General features: G+C 44.2%; 16 protein-coding genes. 1 reads left to right on the forward strand and 15 read right to left on the reverse strand.

Annotated features, from left to right (window positions below; all coding sequences use genetic code 11):
* Positions 1–104: 104 nt before the first annotated feature.
* The 13 genes from AC1DWN_RS07875 to cymR form a co-directional block, all read right to left on the reverse strand.
* Positions 105–2,150, reverse strand: a complete 2,046-nt coding sequence (locus tag AC1DWN_RS07875; protein ID WP_477558348.1) for a peptidoglycan D,D-transpeptidase FtsI family protein — start codon at positions 2,148–2,150, stop codon at positions 105–107.
* A gap of 576 nt (positions 2,151–2,726) precedes the next feature.
* Entirely contained in the window at positions 2,727–4,925 is a 2,199-nt protein-coding gene (locus tag AC1DWN_RS07880; RefSeq protein WP_477558349.1) for a methyl-accepting chemotaxis protein, read from the reverse strand.
* 298 nt (positions 4,926–5,223) lie between these two features.
* Positions 5,224–6,264: an endolytic transglycosylase MltG gene (gene mltG, locus AC1DWN_RS07885; protein WP_477558363.1), complete on the reverse strand. Its 1,041-nt coding sequence runs from the start codon at positions 6,262–6,264 to the stop codon at positions 5,224–5,226.
* 186 nt (positions 6,265–6,450) lie between these two features.
* Entirely contained in the window at positions 6,451–6,762 is a 312-nt protein-coding gene (locus AC1DWN_RS07890; protein ID WP_477558350.1) for a DUF1292 domain-containing protein, read from the reverse strand.
* Complete coding sequence (locus tag AC1DWN_RS07895; RefSeq protein WP_477558351.1) at positions 6,762–7,058, reverse strand: DUF1292 domain-containing protein; 297 nt, start codon at positions 7,056–7,058, stop codon at positions 6,762–6,764. The genes AC1DWN_RS07890 and AC1DWN_RS07895 overlap by 1 nt, the downstream gene beginning before the upstream one ends.
* An 8-nt stretch (positions 7,059–7,066) precedes the next feature.
* Positions 7,067–7,483, reverse strand: coding sequence for a Holliday junction resolvase RuvX (gene ruvX, locus AC1DWN_RS07900; protein ID WP_477558352.1), 417 nt, complete (start codon positions 7,481–7,483; stop codon positions 7,067–7,069).
* Positions 7,484–7,508: 25 nt separating this feature from the next.
* Positions 7,509–7,772, reverse strand: coding sequence for an IreB family regulatory phosphoprotein (locus AC1DWN_RS07905; RefSeq protein WP_477558364.1), 264 nt, complete (start codon positions 7,770–7,772; stop codon positions 7,509–7,511).
* A gap of 51 nt (positions 7,773–7,823) precedes the next feature.
* On the reverse strand, positions 7,824–10,457 hold the full coding sequence (alaS, locus tag AC1DWN_RS07910) for an alanine--tRNA ligase (RefSeq protein ID WP_477558353.1): 2,634 nt from the start codon (positions 10,455–10,457) through the stop codon (positions 7,824–7,826).
* A gap of 414 nt (positions 10,458–10,871) precedes the next feature.
* Positions 10,872–11,942: an AI-2E family transporter gene (locus tag AC1DWN_RS07915; RefSeq protein ID WP_477558354.1), complete on the reverse strand. Its 1,071-nt coding sequence runs from the start codon at positions 11,940–11,942 to the stop codon at positions 10,872–10,874.
* A 156-nt stretch (positions 11,943–12,098) separates the two neighbouring features.
* Positions 12,099–12,296: a hypothetical protein gene (locus AC1DWN_RS07920; protein ID WP_477558355.1), complete on the reverse strand. Its 198-nt coding sequence runs from the start codon at positions 12,294–12,296 to the stop codon at positions 12,099–12,101.
* A 13-nt stretch (positions 12,297–12,309) separates the two neighbouring features.
* Positions 12,310–12,846, reverse strand: coding sequence for a PRC-barrel domain-containing protein (locus AC1DWN_RS07925; protein WP_477558356.1), 537 nt, complete (start codon positions 12,844–12,846; stop codon positions 12,310–12,312).
* A gap of 17 nt (positions 12,847–12,863) precedes the next feature.
* Entirely contained in the window at positions 12,864–14,021 is a 1,158-nt protein-coding gene (locus AC1DWN_RS07930; protein ID WP_477558357.1) for a cysteine desulfurase family protein, read from the reverse strand.
* Between the two features lie 14 nt (positions 14,022–14,035).
* A complete protein-coding gene (gene cymR / locus AC1DWN_RS07935) occupies positions 14,036–14,455 on the reverse strand; it encodes a cysteine metabolism transcriptional regulator CymR (RefSeq protein WP_477558358.1) in 420 nt (139 codons plus the stop codon).
* A gap of 214 nt (positions 14,456–14,669) precedes the next feature.
* Here cymR and mnmA point away from each other — a divergent pair, with 214 nt between their 5' ends.
* Positions 14,670–15,797: a tRNA 2-thiouridine(34) synthase MnmA gene (gene mnmA, locus AC1DWN_RS07940; protein WP_477558359.1), complete on the forward strand. Its 1,128-nt coding sequence runs from the start codon at positions 14,670–14,672 to the stop codon at positions 15,795–15,797.
* A 68-nt stretch (positions 15,798–15,865) separates the two neighbouring features.
* Here the strand turns inward: mnmA and AC1DWN_RS07945 are convergent, their stop codons facing one another.
* Both AC1DWN_RS07945 and AC1DWN_RS07950 read right to left on the reverse strand, forming a co-directional pair.
* The gene (locus AC1DWN_RS07945) at positions 15,866–17,281 is read right to left on the reverse strand and encodes an alpha-L-fucosidase (RefSeq protein ID WP_477558360.1); all 1,416 of its coding nucleotides are present in this window, start codon (positions 17,279–17,281) and stop codon (positions 15,866–15,868) included.
* A 111-nt stretch (positions 17,282–17,392) separates the two neighbouring features.
* On the reverse strand, positions 17,393–18,316 hold a 924-nt coding region (locus AC1DWN_RS07950), incomplete at its 5' end, for a type 2 periplasmic-binding domain-containing protein (RefSeq protein WP_477558361.1).

Here is an 18,316-nt window from a genome sequence, read left to right on the forward strand (position 1 = left end):
TTTAAGGTGAGGAATGAAGAACAAACACTCAGATTCTGAGAAGTTGTTTTGTAATCACCTTTAGGTGAGAAGTGGCATAGTGAACAGCAAAGAAGGCCCACTGGTTAGTGTGGGCCTTCTTTGCTGTCTGCGGCGATTTCCATGACGCCGCGGAAAAGCTTAGTCGCCTGATGTGCGCTTCCAGGCGACCTATTCTCTGCAAGCACCGCGATAGCGTAGCGCGGCGACTTGAGCGGGCCGTAGCCCGCAAACCACTGGTGGTTGCGTGCGATTCCGGCCTGCGTCGTTTGGGCGGTGCCGGATTTGCCGGCCACCGCCCACTGCCCTTGGCGGATCGATCGACCGGTTCCATGGTCGACGACCGCCTGCATGCCGCGCAGCAGCACATGGGCAGTGGCCGGCCTGATTCGGCCGCCGCCCTTTTGCGCGCGCTGCGCGGGCAGCTTCACCATCCGCTGGCCATTAGCATAGCGGATCTCACTTACTAGGCGCGGCTCCATCACGCGCCCCTCATTCAGCAGCGTTACAATCAGATTTGCCACCTGAAGCGGCGACATCCTTACATCACGCTGCCCAATTCCGCTTTGCGCGAGGACGCCGCCGTCTATCGCCGAGAGCACGGCTGCTCGCTTCGCATTACTTGCTACCGCTTCACTCAACCTACTCATATCTCGCTTAGTATCATCCATTACTTCTCCGACCTGTCCATACTTATCGCGCTTCACATCGTTCTTGCCCTGCCCCGACTCATTCGCTTGGGACCCTCGCTTCACATGGCTCTTGCCCTGTCCCAATTCATTCGCTTGGGGCCCTCGCTTCACCATGTCGCCTTGCATGGCCCCCACACCAGCAAACAATCGCCCCGCTTCCTCTTCCCCTAGCAAACGGAGTGGAACATCAAATGGTCCAAATGAACGATCACGATGCCAGCCAGCCTTGTGTCCAATACCTAGAATGTCCGCGGTGCGCTGCAACTGATCTGCTCTGAGCCGCTCAGCAATTGTCGCAAAAACAATATTACAGGACTGTGCCAGTCCTTCCTGAAGCGATATAATACCATGACCACCTTCCTTCCAACAGGATAAGCCATATTTCCCATACTCTCCGTTGCAGAAAAATTTCTCATGCTTGCCAACGACCCCTGATTCCAGAGCAGCGGCTTCCGTCACCAGCTTGAACACAGATCCCGGAGCTTCTGTCTTAAGCGCATGGTTAACCCACTCTGACCCGTCAGAGGATTCAAATTGGTCAGGCGTAAGCTTAGGTCTAGAAACCATAGCCACAATATCAGCATTGTTTGCATCAAGCACGACAATCGCACCCTGCTTAAGTCCTTCCGAATCCGCGTACGCTTCTATTTCATTTTGCAGCTTCAAATCAATGGTCGTCATTACACGAAGCGGATAATACCGATTACTTGGCTGTCTGATACGTACATCTAATCCTTGCAACGGGACATCTCGACCATCTATAAAATAGGAGACAGACGTTTCACCTATGCCGCGCAGCAGCTTATCAAGCGACTTCTCTAGACCCGCTCCTCCAACCTGCTCCGTAAGCTTTCGCTTACCGCTCTTCAATTCCTTCGGGTGCATCGCCTCAAGCCATTCCGGATGCTGACTTGTAAAGCCTATAAGATGCTTCGCATCAAACTGCTGCAAATAACGATTACGATAAGGTAAAACTCGCACCCCACTTACAGGCATTTTCGCGATGCGCAGCGCCTGCTCTTCTGTTAGACGCATCGGTTGACGTTGCCCCGCAACCTTCCAAAATACAGGCTCACGCACCTTGTCCCATTTTTGAATTAATTGCTGTAATGTTACCCCCAGTAATTCAGACAGCTCCGTCAGAGCCTCATTAGATCCGCGTACATCCGCCCTAACAGGAAAGAAAGCAACAGCAGAATATGTTTCTCCTGTAATCGGGGAACCATAACGATCATAAAAATCACCCCGGCCCGTATCCAGCAGTAAGTGGCGCTGACGCTGTGCTACAGAAAGCCTTTGCCAGTTAGTATGTTTGGAGCTATTCAAATGGCTGGAAGCTGGAGCACTGCCAGGGATAAGCTGCAGCCACACTAACCGGCCCATATACAATATCAAAACAGAAGTAATGAGCAATCCCGCTATCCATACTCGTCTAAGCATGCTGTAGTTGTTCCATGTTCGATGTTCCCTTCTTTAAACATTACTTACTCTATAACTTAACCTAAACTTTGATATGACTATACGACTATTGTTCCCTTTCGCAGCCGCTATTCAAACATCGATAGATAATTTCATAATCACCTGGCTGCCTAAGGGCAAGCGGTCAGGGAAGCTAAGATCAGTTTCACATTCTGAAACTAATGGTTGGCATTTTGGTATTAGAGACGAATTAGTTTCAGAATATGCGGCTAATTCATCGGAAAGAGAGCACGGTCGAGCTAAACCAGCAATTAAGTTCACTTCCTGACACTAATTCCCAGATTATGCTTCAGCGATATCATTTAAATGCAAAAAATGAAACTACTGGAGTCCACCACAGAAACAACGGGAGTCTTCCACATTCCACACAAACCGAAATACAAAAGCGTTAATTTGTTAACAATTCGATGTTCCAAGATACGTGCGAACAATAGATATAATCAACAGGCAAACAGTTTCTTATAAAAAAAAAGAGTCATTCAGCGATATTCGCCTGAACAACTCTCTTCTGATACAACACTATTCGAATTTATACTGTTATTGAATTTTAAACTGTGACAACGAATCCTTCAGCTCGCGTGATACGGAATCAAGCTTCTCTGAAAGTTGAACCATGCTATCACTAATATTAAGCTGTTCCGTACTTAATGAAGCAACTTCCTCCGAAGTGGCTGACGATTCTTCAGCAACAGCGCTCACATTAGTCATCGCTTCCGCTAATACGTTTTGTGATTCATCGAGTTGGTTGATTGAATTTGTAACAAGATCAAGATTTTCAACAAATTGACTCATCTGGCCTTGGACGGTCAAGAAAATTTGATTCGCTTCTTTAACCGATTCAATTTGCTCCTGAAAGAGAGGATAAGCATCTGAGAGTACATGAACTGTCTCATCGATTTCAAATTGAATTTTCGCTGTAATCTGCCCTACGACATCAATCGATTGACGTGATTGATCAGCGAGCTTGCGAATTTCATCAGCTACCACCATGAATCCTTTACCCGCAGCACCTGCACGAGCAGCCTCAATCGTCGCATTCAATGATAAAATATTCGTTTGCTTCGTTATACTGTTAAGCACATCCAATATTTTAACGATAGAGCTCGTGCTCTCCTTCAGTGCGTCTACCTTCTCTACCATAGAGCGAGTCATCTCTTCTGTCATGCCCGTTTTTTGAATGAGAACTCCCATATACGTTGTGCCCTGCTCGCTTGCTTTCTCGACATCTGATGCCGAACGAACCATTTCCTGATTAGCAACGATTACTTTCTTCATTTGATCATTAATGTTGCCGGTTAAATCAGTACCTCTCTCCGCTTCAACGGCTAGGCTAGTTGCTCCACTTGCAATCTCTTCTGTCGCAACTGCAATTTCTTTGGCAGAAATCGCTGTTTTCTTCGAAGCGTCACTAAGATCAGTTGCTGTAATAAGGACATCCGCAGCTGAACGAGTGGTTTGCTCAGCCAAAGCAGTAATTTGCGTCATCATCTGATTAAAGCTTGCACTTAGCTCACCAATCTCATCCTGACGCTTATTCAAATTGGAACGAACGGTTAGATTGCCTCTAGCTCCTTCATTCATCAAGTTTTTAATTTTTACGAGAGGTCTTGAAATATCTATGATAACAACCATACCGATAGCTATTGCTAAGATAGCTGCAAAAAACACGGTAATCCAAGTCATATTTTGAATGCTCTTAGCGTCCTTAACTAGCTCATTGACAGGTATTGTACCTATAAGTTTCCAATTCATCGTATCAAACTCTTTATATGCAGCTAGTATCGATTCGCCATTATCAGCTTTCGTTTTCAAAGATCCCTCTAATTCTTTCTCACCTTCTGATGGAAGAACGATACTGCTTTTCTTACCTACTAACTCAGGATTGTCGTTTGTTATATAATTCCCTTCTGCATCCATGATGAATATTTGACTGCCTTCACCTAGTACAACATCGCTATAACGCTTTGTTATTGTGCTCTCCGAAATTTCCATTAACAATACGTAAGTAGCATTGTTAGTCGTAGCATCTCTAATGACACGACTTAAGCCGATCACGGGCACACCGCCTTGACTTGTTAGTCCTTCCGGCTGCGGTGGGATCCAATACGTTTTGCCATTTAACTCCACAGTCTTCTTATACCAATCGGAATCGAGCAACATTTCAGCCTTGCTTGCCGATGTTGAGCCTGAAGTTACTATACTTAATTTTTTATCAAGTGGCATCAGAACGATTCCACTAATCGTACTATTACTCATCGAATAAGAACTTAGCTTGTCGGCTAACTTACGATTAGCTTCAAATTTTGAATAATCATCTTTACCATCAGCTAGGGTATTCACAATCTCATGAAAATCTTTATCTATGATGATTTGTAGAGATAAATCTTCATATGTTTTGTAAATAGTATCCATATTGCTCGCTACTTGTCTAACGGTTTGATAACTGGCCTCTGAAACTTTCTTCTCCACAATTGACTTAGCTTGTGAGTATGCTAAGAGACCTACCGACAATACACATGCGATAATGCTGCAAAAAATGATTAAAAACAGTTTCATACCTACTGACTTAATCGGATTAGATAGCTTTGTATCCTTAAAAGAGGTTGAAGCCATCTTCGCTATTTGTGAGATCGCCTTTTTACTTGACTGCGCTTTCACCGAAAAATCTGATTGCGTCTCACTTACTCCATCTTGCTTCTTTTTATTCTTTTTCTTTTGTTCCTCTGGGTTACTCATTAAGAAAGACACCGCCTCTAAGATTATATGTTTGTATGAATTCATTCCAATAACAAATATTAATAAAAAATTGCTATATGTATTTACAGCCTTCCTTTTATATCGGCAATAGCTCGTCAATTTGTAATATATAAACAATAAAAAAAGAGCCTTATTTCACATGTGAAATAAGGCTCTTGCATGATTGACTTTCTATTAGTTATCCCAAATCTTCTTATGCATCATATCCATCGGTTTAACTGGTTAAGCGGTCTATTTAAAATAAATCACTTGAGGTCCGACGAAATCAACCTCTTGTTTAACCAGCTGTCTTATTGCTTTTTTCAATGTTTTTCAAATGCTCTTTATACGACTTCGCAAACAAGTGTGTTTGACTACCGTCTTTTTTGGTCACATAAAATAAATAGTCGGATTTCTCTGGGTACAAGGCAGCCTCGATCGAAGCCAAGCTTGGGCTGGCAATTGGTCCTGGAGGCAAGCCTTTAACTTTATACGTATTATAAGGCCCCTCTACCAATAAATCCTTTTCATACAATCGTTCCTTAGGCTTGTCTAGTGAATACTGCACTGTTGCATCTATTTGCAGCGGCATATCATCCGCAATTCGGTTATAAATAACACCAGCTACTAACGCTCGCTCTGTATCAACGACAACCTCGCGTTCAACTAACGATGCGATCGTAAGCAGGTCATGAAGCGACAGTTTCTTCTCTGCAAGTACATCCTGCCAATCTTCTGGAAGCTCAGCAAGCTTACGATCCAATTCCAAAGTCATACGTTTTATAATGTCCTCTTCTGTACTGCCAATCTTCATCTCATACGTTTCTGGGAATAAATATCCTTCCAATCGTTGATGAAGATCGTCTCTCTCGGGAATGGATCTTACAGCTTCAGCGTCACCCCATGCTGTATGTGTCGCAATCAGACTAATAAATTTTTCTTTATTAATCAGTTTTTGCTCAGCAAGCTTATCCGCAATTTGCAGAACTGTAAACCCTTCCGGAATAGTGAAACGGATAGTCTCTGCAGCTACAGTATCCCCCGCATTAAGCTTGGCGATTATCGCATCTTTGTCCATTCCTGGATTAAGCTCATAGATACCAGCTTGGAAGCGCGAGCCTTCATCTTTAAGCTTTAAATAATATTTAAATATAAATGAGTTTTTAATAATACCTTGCTCATAGAGCGTTTCTGAAACATCATTGGCAGACATCCCTTTTGTGACCTCAAACTTCAACGTGCTGCCCTTTTCTGTCGGCTGCAAATTGCTCCATACATATAACGCGACACTTCCCGCGCCTACAATCATTATGCCGAGCAGGCTTAAAATAACCCACATTGTAATCCGACCGCGTGTTGGACCAGACGACTGTGATTGTTGATCCCACTGACCCTGCTGCTTTTCGAATTTTCCCAACCTTGGTCCCCCTATATATTCTATATTCATTGGTTTGATGTCTATTATCGAACAAAAGAGCGGCTATAAGCCGCCCTTTTGTCTATTGCATAACCGCCTTGCAGCCAGTTAAGGCCTTTCATCATTTGCAAACAATAGATCATCATATGCTTCTGAAACAGCTTCCCATTCTTCATCTTCTTCAATGGTTTCGAGCTGTGGCTCGCCATCCGTCTCAATCACTCGGAAAAGCTCAACCTCATCTTCACTACGCATTGCATCTGACTGAAGAGCAGCATATACTTTGTCGCCAAGTTGGAATTCCGCTTTAATATTAAAAAACTCCGACCCGCCATCTTCATCAATTAATTCTATATCATCGCCAAACGCGTTTTTTAAGCTGTTTAACGTTTTTGGCACATCTTTCTCGGTGCCTGACATTAGCTTTCTTCCTCCAATTCACCGAGTAACGTATTGAACGTTTCCTCGACCATGTTCCATTCTTCCTCGTCTTCAATGGTATACAGCTTCAAATCATCGCCTTCTTCTTCATAGCGAAAAGCGTATACTTCATCTTCTTCATCATTTTCTCCAGCGAGCGGAACAACCATCATGTATTTCTGATCAGAATCATCAACCTCAAACTTCATGATGACTTCGAATTCCTCTTCGTTTCCATCCTCATCCGGAATATAAATTATTTCCGGCTCTTCAAACTCTAGATCGTCCTTTGTCATCTTTACCCTCACCTTTTCGCTTTAGAATCGAGATAATTTTGCAAAATGAGCGTCGCCGCCATTTTGTCTATAACTAGTTTTCGCTTCTTCCGGCTGACGTCCGCTTCGATAAGCGTTCGTTCGGCAGCTACCGTTGTCAGCCTTTCATCCCAAAGGTGAACAGGTATGTTCAGTTTCTGCTGAATCTGTTCTGCAAATGCAATACTGATCTCGCCTCGTGGACCAATCGTTCCATTCATATTTTTTGGCAGTCCAACAACAATTTCACTAACCTCATGTTCTTTCACCAGGTCGGCAATACGGTCAAACTCGCCGCCGTCTCGTCTACGCTCGATGACGCAATTACCTTGAGCGGTCCAGCGAAACGCATCGCTTACGGCGACACCAATGTTGCGGTCGCCGTAGTCCAATCCCATCAATCTCATCTCTTGGCCGGCTCCTGCCTAATTATTATTGTTTCTTGTGATTCAAATAAAACCGAACGAGTTCTTCAATAAGTTCGTCTCGTTCCTTCTTGCGAATTAAGCTTCTGGCGTTGTTATGCCGCGGGATATACGCGGGATCTCCGGACAGCAAATACCCAACGATCTGGTTAATCGGGTTGTACTCTTTCTCAAGAAGCGCTTCATACACAGTAAGCAGAATGTCCTCGGAGGAAGATTCCATCCCTTCCGCCTTCACGTTAAACTTCATTGTATTGTCCATGGAACTCATCGCCAGCACCTCACTTTCCATACCGCTTTTCAATGAGATATTCATTTTTTATTATATCACACTTGTTTGGCTAAGAACTAGTTCTTCTACAAGTTTCAAAGCTTCGTCCAATTTGGCCACATCTTTGCCGCCTGCTTGTGCCATATCAGGGCGACCGCCACCGCTGCCGCCGCAGTGAACTGCTGCTTCTTTTACGATTTTCCCAGCATGGAAGCCCTTCTTAACTAGATCAGCAGAAACTGCTGCTGCCAAGTTCACCTTATCATCCTGAATCGCGCCAAGCACAATAACACTTGACTCTTGCTTCAGTTTTAACTCATCAACGATGCCACGAAGCGCGTCCATTGTAGGAGCATTGACTTTAGCGCATAGTACAGTAATACCATTTACTATTTTTGCACTTGCATCGAGAGACCCGGCTTCTATTCTGCTCAGCTTCGCTTGAAGTGATTCATTGTCACGCGAAAGCTCTTTAACTTGTCCGAACAACGCTTCGATACGTTTTGGCACGTCTACAGTATTCGATTTCAAAAGAGCAGCTGACTGCTTCAAAAGATCAAGCTGACTCTCTAAGTAGTTGTAGGCATGTTTGCCAGTAACGGCTTCAATTCTTCGTACACCAGATCCAATACCGCTCTCACTTAAAAGCTTGAACAAACCTATTTGTGAGGTGTTGCCTACATGACAGCCGCCGCATAGCTCTAAGCTGTAGCTGCCTACCTGTACGACGCGAACTTCATCGCCATATTTTTCACCGAACAAAGCCATTGCTCCCATAGCTTTTGCTTCATTCAATGTTTTGATATCAATGGTGACTGCAGTACCTAGCCAAATTTGTTCATTAACTCGGCGCTCAATATCGACAAGCTCCTCAGCAGTAATGCTGCCAAAGTGTGAGAAGTCGAAACGCAAGCGTTCTGCTTCAACAAGAGAGCCTGCTTGATTTACATGATCGCCAAGCACATCTTTGAGTGCTTTATGAAGTAAATGTGTAGCTGTATGATTCTTAATAATATCGTCACGGTTTGCTTTTGCAATTGCCGCTTCAACAACTTCTCCCGAACGTGCAGTTCCTGAAGTTACAACAGCATGATGAACGCTTTGACCATGCGGCGCCTTCGTTACGTCCTCTACTTGAAGCGTAAATCCTTTACCTTTAATCGTTCCACGGTCTCCAATCTGTCCTCCGCTTTCCGCATAGAAAGGTGTGTGATCAAGAATAACCGCTACCTTGCTGCCTTCTCCAGCCAAATCAACTAGTGAACCATCAAGAACGATAGCAATAATTTTGGAATCAGTCACCCATTCATTATAGCCAAAAAATTCACTTTTAATCGTAAAATCACCAAGCGGTCCACCTTGTACCTTCATGCTGCCAGTATCCTGACGAGCTGCACGAGCTCGTTCACGCTGTGCTTCCATTGCTGCGTCAAAGCCAGCGCGATCGACAGTCATACCATGCTCTACAGCAAAATCCTCTGTCAAGTCAAAAGGGAAGCCATACGTATCGTATAAACGGAAAGCATCATCGCCATTGATTTCTTTATTTCCTGCTTTACTTGCGGTATCTACGAGATCTGACAACATAGCCAAACCATCGGACAACGTTTCATGGAAACGTTCTTCCTCCGTCCGAATAACACGCTCGATAAACTCACGCTTCTCTACTACCTCTGGATAGTAAACGCCCATAACCTCGCCGACAACGCCAGTCAGCTCATGCAAGAACGGACGATCAATCCCGATAGTCTTTCCGTAGCGAACTGCACGACGAAGCAGTCGACGAATGATATAACCTCGGCCTTCATTGGACGGCATTACACCATCACCAACAGCAAATGCTACTGTCCGAATGTGATCAGCAATGACTTTAAGGGCAACGTCGAAATCCTCATTTACCTTATAGCTCACTTTTGCGATTGCACATGTGCGATCAATGATTGGACGGAATAAATCAGTATCAAAGTTGGAATCCACATCTTGCAAAATTGAAGCAAATCGCTCTAGTCCCGCGCCTGTATCAATGTTTTTGATTGGTAGCGGCGTATAGCTGCCGTCTTTATTGTGATTGAATTGGGAGAACACAACGTTCCATACTTCGAGGAAACGTTCATTTTCTCCACCCGGCCAGCATTCTGGATCGGACAAATCACCATACTTATCGCCGCGATCATAGAATATTTCCGTACAAGGTCCACAAGGGCCCTCACCGATATCCCAGAAATTCTCCTCTAATTTATAGATACGCTCAGCAGGTAAACCAATCTTCTTGTTCCAGAATTCAAAAGCTTCTACATCCTCTGGATATACCGTAACGGAAAGGCGGTCTGGGTCGAAACCAATCCATTGAGGTTCAGTTAGAAACTCCCAAGCCCATGTAATAGCTTCTTCTTTAAAGTAATCACCGATCGAGAAATTTCCAAGCATTTCAAAAAAAGTATGGTGACGGCGTGTCTTGCCGACATTCTCGATGTCATTTGTCCGAATACACTTCTGTGAATTCGTAATCCGTGGATTTTCAGGCACAATACGTCCATCAAAATAAGCTTTTAATGGCGCCATCCCAGCATTAATCCAAAGTAATGATGGATCATTATGTGGAACAAGCGATGCACTTGGTTCAATTTTGTGTGCTTTGCTTTCAAAAAAAGCAAGCCACTTCGCGCGTATTTCACTAGCTTTCATTATAGTTTACCCTCCTAAAGTTTTACGAAGTAAAACTCACTTCGTAAGCATTAACTTAAAGTTTTACTTCACAAACATTATTCCTAAGCCCAAAAAAACAAAAAAACGCCCCTGTCATAGACAGGGACGAATAAATTCGCGGTACCACCCTGGTTATTGCGCCCATGTTCAAGCACGCAATCGCCTTCATTGGACAATAACGGGTCCACCCGGCGAAGTTCATTCACACTCCGAAAAGAGCTTTCGGCCACTCTTCGTCATAAAAGCTTTCTCAACCGACGCTTCATGCTCATAATCGAGCACTCGCGAAGAAGCTTTCTCTCTGGCTAACGGGCATTGGCTTACTTCATTTCGTCAACGTTTTATCCATGCTACAGCATTATGCTAAAATTATAGCTACCGCCGCAGCACCTGTCAAATAATCTTTCGGCGCACATAATAGGCAAACATATGCTGTACAATCACTTTACAAACGGCAAATATCGGAACAGCTAATATCATACCGACAATACCTGCAATTTGGCCGCCTACGAGCAACGCGAAAATAATCGATAAAGGATGCATATGCAGCGTTCGTCCAACAACCTGCGGAGAAATAACGTTACCCTCAAGTATTTGGCAAGCTGTATTGACAATGGCCACAAACAGAACCATTTTTATCGATACCGTAGATGCCATCAACAAGGCTGGTGCCGCTCCAAAAAAAGGACCTAAATAGGGAATTACATTCGTAATAGCGACTATGCTCGCTAGCAGCAAAGCATAAGGCATCCCTATTAATAAGTAGCCCGTATAAGCCAGGATACCAACGATAACGCAGACTAGAAATTGCCCCCGAATGTAACTGCCGAGCGCCGAATCGATATCCTTTAACAGTCTAACCGTGTTTTTGCGATGGGACTTCGGTACATAAGTGATCACGGTTCTCTCAAACACATCGAAGTCCTTTAATATGTAGAAGGCGAGAAATGGAATGATAAACCCAATGAACACCGCATTCAGCATTGAGCCGATATTGTTTAAAAAGTTAAACAAGGTCTCTGACATCTTTTTCTCCATACTTACTAGCGCTTTATTCATTCCACTCCTTATACTGTCAGGCAAGAACGATGTATTGTTTATATCCGTAACCAAGTTTTGGGCGCGAATAGAGAGCTCGGGAACATGCTGATTTAATTCCTGTACTTGATTAATGAACATAGGTATTAAATTAATGAGAATCACTGTAATAGCTGCACAAAAAACGGCATAAATAAGCAGCACGGCAATCGTCCTGGGCACTTTTCTCTCATGCAGCATCGTCACGATTGGATTTAGCACATAAGAAATAATCATCGCTATCAGAAACGGTGCTAATACCGCCTTCAGAAACACATAAACGTTTACGATAAGCGGTTTGATGAGTAAGCAAAAATAAATAGCGATTAATCCTAAAATAACATATACCAACCATACAAACAGACGGTTGTTTGTAAAGCGCTCCACCGTCCTCACCCCCGCACTGTCATCTCGCAATTCGGCTGAAAGCCACAGCCGATCCTAGTTCAGTATATGTACAAGCGTCTCCATTCATCCTTAAACAGCAAAAAAAAGACGGCCATTGACCGTCTTTTAATTTTTATATATTTAGTATTCGTTTGATTAGTTAACGTGAATTTCCGGCATCTCTTCTTCAAAGAACAAGTCGTCCAGCGAACTTAACGTGCCGTCCTCTTCCACTTGGTAGACCGACATTTTGTCGCCGTTAACGGTCAGCTCTATGAAGCAGCCCCAGCAATAAAACTGATGGGAACCAATTTTACCAATATCTTTCGAATTACAGTTCGGACATCTCATCATCTTTCATTTCTCCCTATTTTTTGAAATTGGAAGCTGCGACGGGCTCCAATTCCGCTTCACTGACAGCTGGAACAATGATCGCGTCTTCCCCAAGTAACACGGAATCTGGATCAATAGGCGCCTTTAACCATTTGCGTCCTTCCATCAGATCCGAAATAAAACCGTCCGTAAGCTCATAGCCTACTATCTGTGTACCCTGAAATGGATGAAAATAAACATCCGATACGCGACCAAGTTGTAATCCTTGAACGGTCACGACGGGTACATCCTTTAATTTAACAAGCCCTGTGTAGAAAGAACGCAGCAATTGCTTCGTTTTCATCCGAATCAATGCTTCATCATTCGATATAATCACCACATCTTCGCCGCATGTCAATACGTCAGACCATCCTACAACTTTAACTGATGACACGAACCACTTTGCATCATCGAGTATAAGACCATTAAGCTGCCAATGTTCGTCGAACCAGGCATCCTTTACGGTTCCTACGTGTTTGCCTGAATGGATAACGATAACGGGAAGTCCAATAAGCTGTTGAAGTTTAATCACGCTTAGCCGGAGTCCTSCTAGTAGTTATTACGAATACGCCTCACGATCTTCGCAACTATACATGCGGCATCTTCTAATTCCTCCAAAGTATTCCCCAAACCGAAGCTAAATCTTACAGCAGATTGTATTTGATCCTGCGATAGGTTCATTGCACGCAGTACATGTGATCTCTCAAGAGCTCCTGAAGTGCACGCCGAGCCGCTTGCAGCTGCAATACCTTCCATATCAAGGTTCATAAGCATCGTCTCTGTATCAACGCCAATAAAGCTAATGTTGACGATATGAGGCAAGTGATGCTGTTCATTGCCGTTGACAACAATCGGTATCTCTCGGATATGCTCTTTCAATAAGCTTATCCATCTATTACGAAGCTCGTCCATAAAAGGTTGCTTATTTTCTCGTTCGTTCACATAAATGTCAACTGCTTTAGCAAATCCGGTAATACCTGCCACATTTTCTGTACCAGCGCGACGTTTTCTTTCCTGCAACCCACCATGTGATATAGGTTCAAAAGGTGTGCCGTTAGCTATATAAAGGGCCCCTACACCTTGCGGACCATTAATTTTGTGTGCTGAGAAGCTCATCAAGTCTACTGGCAGCTCATTTAGGTTGTATCTCACCCATCCTAGCGTTTGTACCGCATCAACATGGAATAAAGCACCGCCTGCTTTCACAACAGTGCCGATTTCCTCGATTGGCTGCAAGGTTCCTATCTCGTTATTGCCATGCATGATGCTGACGAGTCCAGTTGCCGGCGTCATAGCTGCCTTGACTTGTTCAGCTGTATTTCTTCCGCTGCTATCTATCGGCAATACCGTAAGATCGAAGCCCTCTTCCTTGCTTAGCCATTCACAGGTATCTAGAACAGCATGGTGTTCACCAGCTGATGTAATGATATGATTTTTTCCTGCTTTAAGCTGTGCGCGAGCCGCTCCTATTAATGCGGCATTATCGCTCTCTGTACCTCCGGAGGTAAATAGCAGTTCAGTAGATTTACAATTTAATGCAGCAGAAATACGATCGCGCGAACGACTAAGCTGCTGCTTAGCGGCGCGACCGTATTGATGCATACTGGATGAGTTACCTCCTGGCCCCTGCATTTGCTCCAGTATAGCTTTTGCTACATCTTGATGCATGGGTGTTGTTGCGGCATGATCGAAATAATAAGTTTTCATAGTTAACTTCCTTTTTAGATATAGAACATATAGCTATCTGGTTTACCTGCGTCCTCGAACGATATCAAATCAGCTAGTGTAGTTGAATCAAGCACATCTGCGATGCTGTCGCGAATTCGCAGCCATAATTGACGTTTTGCTGGGTCATCTTCCTCTGTAAAATCAACAGGCGATATCGGCCCCTCAAGAATACGAATAATGTCTCCTGAAGTTATCGTTTCTGGATCCTTCGACAATATGTATCCGCCGTAAGCACCTCGAACACTTTTTACTAAGCCCGCATTTCGCAATGGTGCTACTAATTGCTCCAAATAATGCTCTGAAAGCTGGTTTCGTTCTGCAATACTTTTGAGTGAGGTTGGGCCTTCACCAAATTTCACTGCAAGCTCCATCATAATAGTTAAGCCATAACGGCCTTTCGTTGATATTTTCAAGGTCGCACCTCTTTCTATTTATTTCGTTCGTTTATGCTTGTTACGATTTCTTTTTATGTTTTCGCAAAAGCCATATTAAATCATTGTATTCCCATTTCACTTATATGTTAACATATCCGACGGGGATCGTGTGGAAAAAGCTTGTCCACTTCATGAAAAAATATGGTGTCTATGATACAATAATAGAGGTTGAATGAACAAGGTGGTGTTTAATATGGATAAACCAAAAGCTTCGACAAGAGTTGTTGTCGGAATGTCAGGCGGGGTCGATTCTTCTGTAACCGCACTGCTGCTTAAGGAGCAAGGCTATGATGTTGTCGGTATTTTTATGAAAAACTGGGATGACACCGATGAATTCGGTCAATGTACTGCGGAAGAGGATTCGGAAGACGTCCGCCGCGTATGTGAGCAAATTGGCATCCCTTATTATACCGTAAATTTTGAACAGCAATACTTTGATAAGGTATTTACTTATTTTCTTGATGAGTACAAACGCGGACGTACGCCTAATCCTGACGTAATGTGTAATCGAGAAATTAAGTTCGGTGATTTTCTGCAGCGTGCTATAGAACTTGGTGCAGACTATCTAGCGACTGGGCATTATGCGCAGGTAGAACGCTCGGAGGACGGCGTTACCAAGCTGCTGCGCGGCGTTGATTCCAACAAGGATCAATCCTATTTTCTAAGTGCTCTGAATCAGCGTCAGCTTGAGAAAGCGATGTTCCCAATCGGTCATTTGCCAAAGCCTGAGGTTCGCCGCATTGCTGAAGCCGCTGGCTTATATACGGCTAAGAAAAAAGATAGTACCGGGGTTTGTTTCATCGGGGAACGGAATTTCAAAACCTTTCTTAGCGGATATTTACCTGCTCAGCCAGGTGATATGATTGACATTCGCACTGGTGAGAAGAAAGGCCGTCATGACGGCTTAATGTATTACACGCTTGGTCAACGTCAAGGTCTTGGCATTGGCGGGTCGGGATCAGGAGAGCCTTGGTTTGTTTCTGACAAGGATTTAGCTCAAAATATTTTGTATGTCGTGCAAGGAGAACAGCATCCTAGCCTCTACTCATCCAGCTTAACAGCTAGCGGATTGAATTGGATCGTCCCTGACGTACATGAGCTTCCAATCCGATGCACCGCTAAATTCAGGTATCGGCAGCAGGATCAAGGCGTAACCGTAACGATGCAGGCAGATGGATCAGCACATATTGTATTTGATAGCCCTCAGAAAGCTGTTACGCCTGGACAAGCTGTCGTTCTCTACGACGGTGAAGTATGTCTCGGAGGCGGAACCATCGACCAGGTTCACAAAGTCGATGCTGCCTCTTTTGTGGCTAAGTAAGCAAGTTATAGATTAAAAAATAGCTGTCCAACTGCTTACATCATTTTGCAGTTGGACAGCTATTTTTTTTATTTAGATGACCTCTTCATTCGAAACACATGTGCGATTGGCGCCTCTTTCGAAATGGCAGCCTGCGGCAGTTGAACTAGAATTCCAGCCTCCACAAATGTCCAGCTCAAATCCCCTTCCATACCGAGCAGCTCAATCTTATCCAATGAATCAGTAAATGGAATTTGAATGGCTGTAGGCATCTCAGTATCTGCAGAAGGGTACAGGTAAGAGCAATAGACCGTATCACCTTTTTGAGTAAAGGAGTGAGTCCCTGTATAATACGGAGCACAAATGCGTGTGCCATAAATGGATTCACCGTACACTTTCAGCCATGCTCCTAATTCCTTCATACGCTCTATCGCGCCTTCCGGCAGCCTGCCATCGGGCTGCGGAGCAACGTTCAACGCTAAATTCCCGCCTTTTGCAACGACCTCTAGCAGAATCTTCACGATTTGGCGTGTTGGCTTGTATTTATCCTCGTATCGGAAGGAAAAAGAGGTTCCCATCGTAATACAACTTTCCCATGGTACGTGCATGGCAGTAGTAGGAATCGTCTGCTCGGGAGTTACGTAGTTCTCATACGCTCCTCCTACCGTACGATCTGCTGAAAGCAGCCACGGCTGATGTTCCCTAGCTTTCTCCACTACTTCTCCAAGGCGAATGTCCTGCCCGATTCGCCCTGCATTCACCCAGCCGGCATCCAGCCATAATACATCAATACGGCCGTATTTAGTTAATAATTCAGTAATCTGTTCATGTGTAAATTCGACGAATTGGTTCCACAACTCAGGATTTTGCTTAGGATCATACGTAGGACCCCGCCTTGTATTCGTGAGACTCCGTTCCATATCTGGAGCCCAATAATAAGGTGTATGCCAATCGGCTTTGGAGAAATACGCGGCGATAGCCAAGCCTTTTTCCCTAAAAGCATCGAATAAATGGCTGCATATATCCGCATATTTATGGGTGTGGAATGGCGTTTTCTCGTCGGTAACTCGGTAAGCCGTTGTTTTCGTATCCCACATACAGAAACCGTCATGATGCTTTGTAGTAAAAATCAAATATTTAAACCCGCCTTCTTCAGCTAAATCCGCCCATACCTCAGGCTGAAAACGAACCGGATTAAATGTCTTATTCAAACCGAAATATTGGCGCTTGAATTCTTCTCCGTCCGTCTCCCAGTCAATACCCTCGCGCGACCATTCCGCATCTTCATCACTGAGTGCCCAAGACTCAACCACACCGAGCTGTGAATATGGCCCCCAATGCATCATCAGCGCCAGCTTCTGATCTTGAAACCATTCTAAACGCTCCAGTGTAATTGGATTTTCGGGACGCACCCAATCCTGCTCACTGCTGAAATTATGTACGCCTTCATGCAATTCTTGTTCCTCGTTATCGTCTTGCTGGCTAGTAAGGGTTGTATCACTCATTGTAGAAAAAACCTCCTAGGATTCATATAAATCAGGCCTTTCCCGACATTGCATGTCTGCGGAAAGGCCTTTTTTCCTTTGAAACATTCATTATGATTGCATTATATTACGTTATTTGACGGCTAATGCCTTTTGATAGATTTCGATATACTGACCTAGCTGCAAACCGTCAAATCCCTTCACATAAGCCTCCCAATCCTTGCCGATGTTTTTGGAGCCCGTAATAAACTGCGCCATATTTGACTTTGTATAATCCAAAATCGTTGTCTTCAGCTGTGCTGAAATTTCAGCATCCTCTTCAGCGATGAATACACTGTTCGGATACATCTCTTTGGAATGATACGGTTCATTTTTCTTCGATTCTGTATTCAATCGTGTTCCATAGCCGCCATCTGCAAGCATATCCTGACTTGATGTCCAAGAAGAACGGTACTCATAAGTGCGTAGTGAAGGACCTATTTGTTCCCAACCATCGTTATGCGTTTGTTTTTTCTCTCCTGGAATGGATGTGTATTTTGCCTGATTGCCATCGATGTCCAATTCCCCATCCGTCGCCTTGCGCCAGCCTTTATTTTCAGGACCATTCTCCTGTAATACGATAGCTTCCTCTGTGTACAAATAATCAGCTAAACGTATGGCAGCGATCTGCTGCTCTTCTGTCGCTTTGTTGGTAATCGCAAATTGCGATTTGCTGATGCCAGCAAAGTTAAGTGATTGTTGAACGCCATTCGGTCCTTTAAGCGGCGGCAGCACCACATAATCTTTATGACGAGGCTGCGTATCCGACATGTTGTAGCCATAGCTTAGGAGCGCCGTCGTTACAGCCCCCATAATGTTATCCGGTTCACGGTTTGCCAGCTGCTGAATGGCGTCGGCATTTTGTGTGAATGCAGCAGGGTCGATCAAGCCTTCTTTATACAATTTATTTAAGTATTCAAGCCCTTGCTTCCACTCTTCTTTGTTCGCTACGAAGTCTACCTTGCCATCCTTCACGGATAAGAAGGTACCTGCGGTCTTCTCGGTATAATCATCCAC

This window comes from Paenibacillus sp. P4_A7, from assembly GCF_056402455.1.

Coding starts and splice junctions, on each gene's coding strand:
- ruvX (WP_477558352.1), bottom strand. CDS start 7,483: ATGAGATTGATGGGATTGGACTACGGCGACCGCAACATTGGTGTCGCC.
- mltG (WP_477558363.1), bottom strand. CDS start 6,264: ATGTGGGTTATTTTAAGCCTGCTCGGCATAATGATTGTAGGCGCGGGA.
- AC1DWN_RS07875 (WP_477558348.1), bottom strand. CDS start 2,150: ATGCTTAGACGAGTATGGATAGCGGGATTGCTCATTACTTCTGTTTTG.
- AC1DWN_RS07930 (WP_477558357.1), bottom strand. CDS start 14,021: ATGAAAACTTATTATTTCGATCATGCCGCAACAACACCCATGCATCAA.
- alaS (WP_477558353.1), bottom strand. CDS start 10,457: ATGAAAGCTAGTGAAATACGCGCGAAGTGGCTTGCTTTTTTTGAAAGC.
- AC1DWN_RS07920 (WP_477558355.1), bottom strand. CDS start 12,296: ATGATGAGATGTCCGAACTGTAATTCGAAAGATATTGGTAAAATTGGT.
- AC1DWN_RS07880 (WP_477558349.1), bottom strand. CDS start 4,925: ATGAGTAACCCAGAGGAACAAAAGAAAAAGAATAAAAAGAAGCAAGAT.
- AC1DWN_RS07895 (WP_477558351.1), bottom strand. CDS start 7,058: ATGACAAAGGACGATCTAGAGTTTGAAGAGCCGGAAATAATTTATATT.
- AC1DWN_RS07890 (WP_477558350.1), bottom strand. CDS start 6,762: ATGTCAGGCACCGAGAAAGATGTGCCAAAAACGTTAAACAGCTTAAAA.
- mnmA (WP_477558359.1), top strand. CDS start 14,670: ATGGATAAACCAAAAGCTTCGACAAGAGTTGTTGTCGGAATGTCAGGC.
- AC1DWN_RS07905 (WP_477558364.1), bottom strand. CDS start 7,772: ATGAGTTCCATGGACAATACAATGAAGTTTAACGTGAAGGCGGAAGGG.
- AC1DWN_RS07945 (WP_477558360.1), bottom strand. CDS start 17,281: ATGAGTGATACAACCCTTACTAGCCAGCAAGACGATAACGAGGAACAA.